Source organism: Tunicatimonas sp. (genome assembly GCF_049647865.1).
In the GTDB taxonomy this organism is placed as follows: Bacteria; Bacteroidota; Bacteroidia; order Cytophagales; family Cyclobacteriaceae; genus Tunicatimonas.
The window spans coordinates 1-6,343 of record NZ_JBARYM010000457.1 but is presented as its reverse complement, the minus strand read 5'-3'; the positions used below and the strand labels follow the sequence as shown (position 1 = coordinate 6,343).

6 protein-coding genes and 1 pseudogene are annotated in these 6,343 nt (G+C 44.7%); 5 read left to right on the top strand and 2 right to left on the bottom strand.

The window, feature by feature from the left end:
- Both WBA23_RS13665 and WBA23_RS13660 read left to right on the top strand, forming a co-directional pair.
- Nucleotides 1-274 (top strand): annotated as a pseudogene (locus WBA23_RS13665) (hypothetical protein); the annotation flags it as partial.
- A 204-nt stretch (nucleotides 275-478) separates the two neighbouring features.
- The gene (locus tag WBA23_RS13660) at nucleotides 479-1,189 is read left to right on the top strand and encodes a hypothetical protein (protein WP_424582834.1); all 711 of its coding nucleotides are present in this window, start codon (nucleotides 479-481) and stop codon (nucleotides 1,187-1,189) included.
- A 9-nt stretch (nucleotides 1,190-1,198) separates the two neighbouring features.
- Here WBA23_RS13660 and WBA23_RS13655 read toward each other — a convergent pair whose 3' ends face one another.
- Nucleotides 1,199-1,660 carry an ankyrin repeat domain-containing protein gene (locus WBA23_RS13655; protein WP_424582833.1) on the bottom strand — a complete coding sequence of 154 codons (462 nt, stop codon included), beginning with the start codon at nucleotides 1,658-1,660 and terminating at the stop codon, nucleotides 1,199-1,201.
- A 154-nt stretch (nucleotides 1,661-1,814) separates the two neighbouring features.
- Here WBA23_RS13655 and WBA23_RS13650 point away from each other — a divergent pair, with 154 nt between their 5' ends.
- The 3 genes from WBA23_RS13650 (at nucleotide 1,815) to WBA23_RS13640 (ending at nucleotide 5,732) form a co-directional block, all read left to right on the top strand.
- Entirely contained in the window at nucleotides 1,815-2,744 is a 930-nt protein-coding gene (locus WBA23_RS13650; RefSeq protein WP_424582832.1) for a LysR substrate-binding domain-containing protein, read from the top strand.
- A gap of 157 nt (nucleotides 2,745-2,901) precedes the next feature.
- Entirely contained in the window at nucleotides 2,902-4,848 is a 1,947-nt protein-coding gene (locus WBA23_RS13645; RefSeq protein WP_424582831.1) for a sialate O-acetylesterase, read from the top strand.
- Nucleotides 4,849-4,973: 125 nt separating this feature from the next.
- On the top strand, nucleotides 4,974-5,732 hold the full coding sequence (locus WBA23_RS13640) for a YceI family protein (RefSeq protein ID WP_424582830.1): 759 nt from the start codon (nucleotides 4,974-4,976) through the stop codon (nucleotides 5,730-5,732).
- 57 nt (nucleotides 5,733-5,789) lie between these two features.
- Here WBA23_RS13640 and WBA23_RS13635 read toward each other — a convergent pair.
- Nucleotides 5,790-6,343: hypothetical protein (locus WBA23_RS13635; RefSeq protein WP_424582829.1), on the bottom strand; the 554-nt coding region annotated here is incomplete at its 5' end.

The window sequence follows — 6,343 nt, the reverse complement described above, 5'->3', positions numbered from 1 at the left end:
GCCTAAGCACGAATACCTTTACTGGGAGTTTCATGAGCGAGGTGGTCGACTGGCCGTTCGGCAAGATAATTGGAAGGCAGTACGTTACGATGTGCTAGAAAACTCAGATAGTCCGCTCGAGCTATATAATCTTACGAAGGATATTGGTGAGAAAAATAACGTAGCAACGGAACATCCGGAAGTTGTTGCCCAGATGCAAGAGATTCTGCAAAACGCCCGCACCCCTTCTTCGGTCTTTACTTTTGATCAAGGAACCTTCTTAGAAGCTAAATAGTCAGTTGCCAACCTTTCAGTTCATTATTCAAGTTGAGGCGCAATTTGAATGATTATGCTCAGCACTAGAATATTGGCAGTACACATGTGTGAGCTACAGGACATCGCTAGTTCTCACAAACAGCGCAAACCAAAAATTTGCGTATTTTAGCAAGTTGAAGTTTACTATTTAAGATATTTTAGTACTAATCAGAAAACAACCATTATGAAATACTTCGTTTTCACACTACTTAGCTTAGCAATTATCAGTAAAGCCTCTGCTCAAGAATGTAATGATACTTTTTACCGGATGGAACCAGGTTCGGTATTTCATCTCACCTACTACGACAAAAAAGATAGAGTAGCTACTCGGCAAGAAAATACCGTTACTAATGTGGATAAAAGTGGAAGCGGACTAGAAGCTACTGTCAATACGAAGCTGTTCGATAAGAAAGATAAATTAATCACCGACGGTTCATTCTTGGTAGTCTGTGAGGGAAATGGAGTAAAAGTTGATATGAACCAGATGATACAGTCGATGGATCAGCTAAATTCAATGGAAGGGATGGACACAGAAATTGAAACAGATTATATTTCACTACCCTCAGATATGTCGGTAGGGCAAGAACTACCTGAAAGCACAACGACGTTCAAGATGAAAATGGGTGGCGGTGGAGCCAGCATAATGTCCAGCGTTGTAGTGATTAAAGATCGTAAAGTAGCTGGCCAGGAAACAATTACTACCCCGGCAGGCACGTTTGACTGCTACAAAATCACTTACAATACCGAAGTGAGCATAAAAACGATAGGCGTGAATCGCACTACGTCGTATCCGGGTGTGCATTGGTTTGCCCGTAACGTAGGTATGGTAAAGTCAGAGAGCTACAATCAAAAAGGAAACTTAGATTCGTATATGCTGCTTACTAAGCTGGAATAAGAAAGTAGATTAATCGGCTAATAATTCAACCATGCCTGGGGCACTCTGCATCTGGGCGTGATCGAGAGCGGTATTGCCCCGCTGATCTTTTATACTTTTATCGGCTCCGTGTTTAAGCAGTAGCTCGGCAATTTTTCGCTGTCCGAAAGTAGCGGTGTAGATAAGAGCGGTAGCTCCGTTAGTATTTTGGCGATTTACATCCGCGCCCCGCTCAATCAGCAACTGAGCTACGCGAGCATGTCCTTTAAAGCAAACCCCCATTAGTGCGGAATTTCCCGCTGCATCCTGAACATTGATATCTGCTCCGGCATCCAACAGATGTTCCGTCATTTTTAACTGCGCGTTATAGCTGGCTAGAATTAGCGGGGGAAATCCCCGTGGATCGCGCTTTTCTATCAGGGCCGGCTTTTTTGATAAGTACTGTTTCACCTCGGCAATCTCGCCCAAGCGAATTGCTTCAAAATATTCCATGCTAGAAATATATGAAAAAAGGAGCTACGGGAGCTCCTTCGTAATAAATAGTTTGTAGAGAATTTGCTGCATCGCAACAAATACAAACAATACTACCAAATATAAATTCATAAGTCAAATTGATTATATTGATGAATCAATAGGTTTTGTCTATATGACGCTTACCCAATTAGAATACGTAGTTGCCCTAAATTCGCACCGGAACTTTGCCCGGGCGGCCGCCCATTGTTTTGTTACTCAGCCTACACTTAGTATGCAGATACGGAAGTTGGAGGATGAACTGGGCATTGTGCTATTTGACCGAAATAAAAAACCGGTTTCACCTACTGATATTGGGGCACAGGTAGTAAAAGAGGCGCATAATACACTGGCTAGTCTGCGTAAGATTCGGGAGGTGGTTCACCAGCATACCGACGAAGTAGCCGGAAGGTTACGGATGGGTATGATACCTACGCTTAGCCCGTACCTGCTGCCTCATTTGCTACCCCAATTGGCCAAAAAATATCCAAAGATAGATTTTGAGATCGAAGAACTGGTTTCAGAGCAGTTGGTAGAAAAACTACATCAAGAGCAGTTAGATATTGGCGTGTGGGTTGCCAACCGTCGGGAGCCGGACTTGGTACATACTCCGTTATTTTACGAAAAGTTTCTGATCTACCTACCCGAAGGGCATCCTTATCCCCAATCGCCAATTGCTTTGCAGCAATTAGATATGAACCACATCTGGCTACTTAAGGAAGGGCACTGCTTTCGCGATCAGGTAGAGAAAATTTGCGGAAATGTTGCGCAATCTCATCAGCAGATCAACTTTTTGAGCGGAAGTTTGGAAACACTCAAGAAAATGGTGGATCAGCACTACGGATTTACCCTCTTACCCGAGCTAGCCGTTCGGGAGCTGTCGGCTAAGCAGCGAGAAAATATTCGAGATTTTAAGAATATTCAGCCACTACGGGAGATCAGCTTAACGTATCATAAACGGTTTCCGCGGGAAAAACTGATTCGTATTATCAAACAAGAAATCCAAGTGAGCATCCCGCCCGAACTGCTTAACGAAGAGCGTGGAAAAGTAATACCCTGGAAATAGAGGTATAGTGAACGAATATCGAAACAAAATTATTAGCATTTGTAGGTTCCTGCAAACTGAATAACTTTGAACTACTAATCAAAACCTTATTAACTATCCATTATCCACTGCGCGGCAGCCGCTATCAATTTTCAACTAGCACCAGAATCAACGATCTATGAAAATTCTCAACGCCTTCATTCTCGGACTAGCTTCCATTGCTCTGATGCACTGCCAGTCACCTACCGCTACCCAAGTGCAGCCGCATCAGCTTTTTACGGATAATGCCGTACTACAGCGCGACATTGAAATGCCGGTGTGGGGTACGGCTAACCCGGGTGGCACCGTAGAAGTAAAAATCAACGGCCAAGTTGAACAAACAGTGGTGGATGAAGATAGCAGTTGGCAAGTGAACCTAGCCGCTATGGAAGCGGGCGGACCTTACCAATTAGTTATCAGAGGTGAAGAGGAAATTACACTGGAGAATGTGATGGTAGGCGATGTCTGGTTGGCTTCGGGTCAGTCTAACATGGAGTGGCCACTAAGTGCCGAAGTTGATAATTATGAAGAAGAAATAGCCAATGCCAATTACCCTAACATTCGCTTATTTACCGTGTACCGTAACACTAGCCTAGAACCATTGAACCAGCTCGATAGTGGTAGTTGGCAGGAATGTACTCCCGAAACGGTGGCGAATTTCTCGGCAGTAGCCTATTTTTTCGGGAGAGAAATTCAGCAGGAACAAGATATCTCGATCGGGTTGCTGCATTCTTCTTGGGGCGGAACCACCGCCGAAGCCTGGGTAAGTGAAGCATCAGTACGACAGATGGAAGATTTTTCGGCCATGATTGATGCCCTCCGTTCAGATGAATCGGCTAAGTTAAGTTTCTCGGAGAAGCAGAAATTGAAAGAACAATCTATAGAGCAGGCCAAGGTCCGATTGTCGTCTATTACCGTTCCGTTGGAAGATCAAGATTGGCCAACAATGGAGCTGCCTACGCTGTGGGAAAATGCTAATCCGCCATTAGCAGGTTTTGATGGCTACGTGTGGTTTCAAAAAACCTTTACCTTGCCCCAATCCTACGAAAATCAATCCCTTACTCTACATTTAGGCATGATTGACGATGCCGATATCACTTGGGTAAATGGCCAGCGAGTGGGCGAAACAGAAGGCTACAATATGCTACGCACCTACGAAATTCCGCCTGAACTGGTAAAAGCAGGGGAAAACACTATTACTGTGCGGGTACTCGATGCGGGCGGGGGAGGCGGATTCACCGGTCCGGCTGACAAGATGTACCTGGCTCGCAATGGTCAGCGGTTATCAGTTGATATAGCCGGTGAATGGAAATACGATCAAAATCAGGAAGGGGAATTTCCAACAATATCTTCGTATCCTCAGGAGCCTACTCTTTTGTACAATGCAATGATCAACCCACTACTGCCGTACCCAATTAAAGGGACCATCTGGTACCAGGGCGAAAGTAATGCCGGGCGGGCTCAACAGTACCAAACCCTGTTTCCACTGCTGATCGACGATTGGCGTTCGCAGTGGGGCATCGGTGATTTCCCTTTCCTGTTTGTTCAGTTGGCTAGTTTCAGCGCACCCGGTTCCGCTCCAGAAAACTGGCCTCGGCTTCGCGAAGCACAAGCGATGACACTAAGCTTACCTAACACCGGAATGGCCGTAGCTATCGATATTGGCGATTCCGCCGATATTCACCCGCGCAATAAGCAAGACGTAGGCTATCGATTGGCGCTCGCCGCTCGTAAGGTAGCCTACGGAGAAGAAAACGTCTACTCGGGACCAATCTACGAATCTATGCGGGTAGCCGACGATTCAGTAGTTCTGACTTTCGAGCACGTAGGGGAGGGGCTGTTCAAGATGCCAGATGAAAAATTGCGGGGATTTGAAGTGGCCAGCGAAGACCAGCAGTTTTATCCCGCTCAAACTACTATTGTTAGCGATACTGAGATTTCGGTGAAAGCCGCTGAAGTAGCTCGTCCGGCGGCCGTCCGCTACGGTTGGCGTAGCAATCCCGACGTAAACTTGTATAATTCTGAGGGCTTGCCAGCTTCCCCTTTTCGTACCGATGATTGGGAAATTCAAGCGATTGGAAGTTAACAAATTGTTACCATTGATAAATGTTGTAGTTACAACAAACAAAATTAAGCACCATTCGTTATAGTGACTTAATATCATATTTTACTATCAACCCCGGAATTTATCCGGGAAAAATTTTAACGATTATGAATATAGTACGAATTTCTATTTTGTCACTGTTTTTTGCAGCTCTACTCTTCAGTTGTCAGCAAAAACCCGGCGGATCAGATGCCGAAGTTAGCGAAGCTCAAGCTATAGAAGAAGTGAGCGCTACTGCCAGCGACTATGCAGTGAACACTAGCGAAAGTCAACTAATGTGGGTTGGTTTCAAACCTACGGGCCGTCACAATGGCACTATTGGTATTCAAGACGGCAGTATTTCGGTAATGAACGGTGATGTAGTAGGCGGAAAATTTACGATTGACATGAACCAAATCAACGTAGAAGATTTGGAAGGTGAGTACAAAGATAAACTAACCAATCACCTTAGATCTGACGATTTCTTCAGCGTAGAAGAACACCCTATAGCCACCTTTGAGATTACCAGCGTAGAATCTTACTCCAGTGAAGTAGCTGCTAACGATAGTGACGATAAAATGAAGTTGGTAGTAAACGATGAAGAGGTTGACGAATATAGTATTGAAAGCCCCACCCATACTATCTCAGGAAATCTTATGATACGAGGCGAAACACTGAACGTTACATTTCCGGCTAATGTGAATATAAACAACGGGCAAGTAACCGCCAAAGCTAAATTTAACATTGATCGTACTAAGTGGGGCGTAAACTTCCGGGAGGAAAATGGCTACGAAGCTCGGGCCAAAGATGAGTTAATCTATGATACTGTCAATGTAGGCTTCGATATCACTGCTTCAGCGGGAGAGCCTACTGCGATGAATAACTAAGCAGTAAACCAACTATTGAAAATAAGAAAGGGACACTCTTGGGTGTCCCTTTTGTTTTTAGTTGTCACAATCAGTATTCACTAATTCGCTATTCCAACAACGCCATTCATTATCTTCAAAGCGAGCTGGATCTTGTACGCGTCCGACCTTGGTTTCTGAGTTATAGTCAACCTTCATTAGGTTATCTTCCTTCGCCAGATAAACCCGATAGAACGAATCAAAAGTGGTATCATCACTCTTTCCGTATTCAATGTAGCTGTTCTTTTGATCGCTAACGGGATCAGTTACGGTATACTTGATGCTAGCGACTTCCTCGCCAGCTTTTTTCCAATCAATGAACAAGGCTTCCCGAGAATTTCCTTCGGGTTCTACGTTCACCGTCCAGGTTCCATTTGAGCCATCTTGCGCCGATATGCCTTCAAACCATAGAAAATTTTCGTAAGCATCAGATTTAGAAATATACATTTCCCAGTTAATATTTCCGTCAACTGGTTTAGCGTAAAGATTGGCCTGATAGCTAGTATTTCCGTGAGCCACATCGTAGCTCCAATTCCATCGCTGCTCACTGGGGATGTACTCAGCTTCCTGATCAAATGATGCCTGAAAGGCGG

Coding starts and splice junctions, on each gene's coding strand:
- WBA23_RS13655 (WP_424582833.1), bottom strand. CDS start 1,660: ATGGAATATTTTGAAGCAATTCGCTTGGGCGAGATTGCCGAGGTGAAA.
- WBA23_RS13650 (WP_424582832.1), top strand. CDS start 1,815: ATGACGCTTACCCAATTAGAATACGTAGTTGCCCTAAATTCGCACCGG.
- WBA23_RS13640 (WP_424582830.1), top strand. CDS start 4,974: ATGAATATAGTACGAATTTCTATTTTGTCACTGTTTTTTGCAGCTCTA.
- WBA23_RS13660 (WP_424582834.1), top strand. CDS start 479: ATGAAATACTTCGTTTTCACACTACTTAGCTTAGCAATTATCAGTAAA.
- WBA23_RS13645 (WP_424582831.1), top strand. CDS start 2,902: ATGAAAATTCTCAACGCCTTCATTCTCGGACTAGCTTCCATTGCTCTG.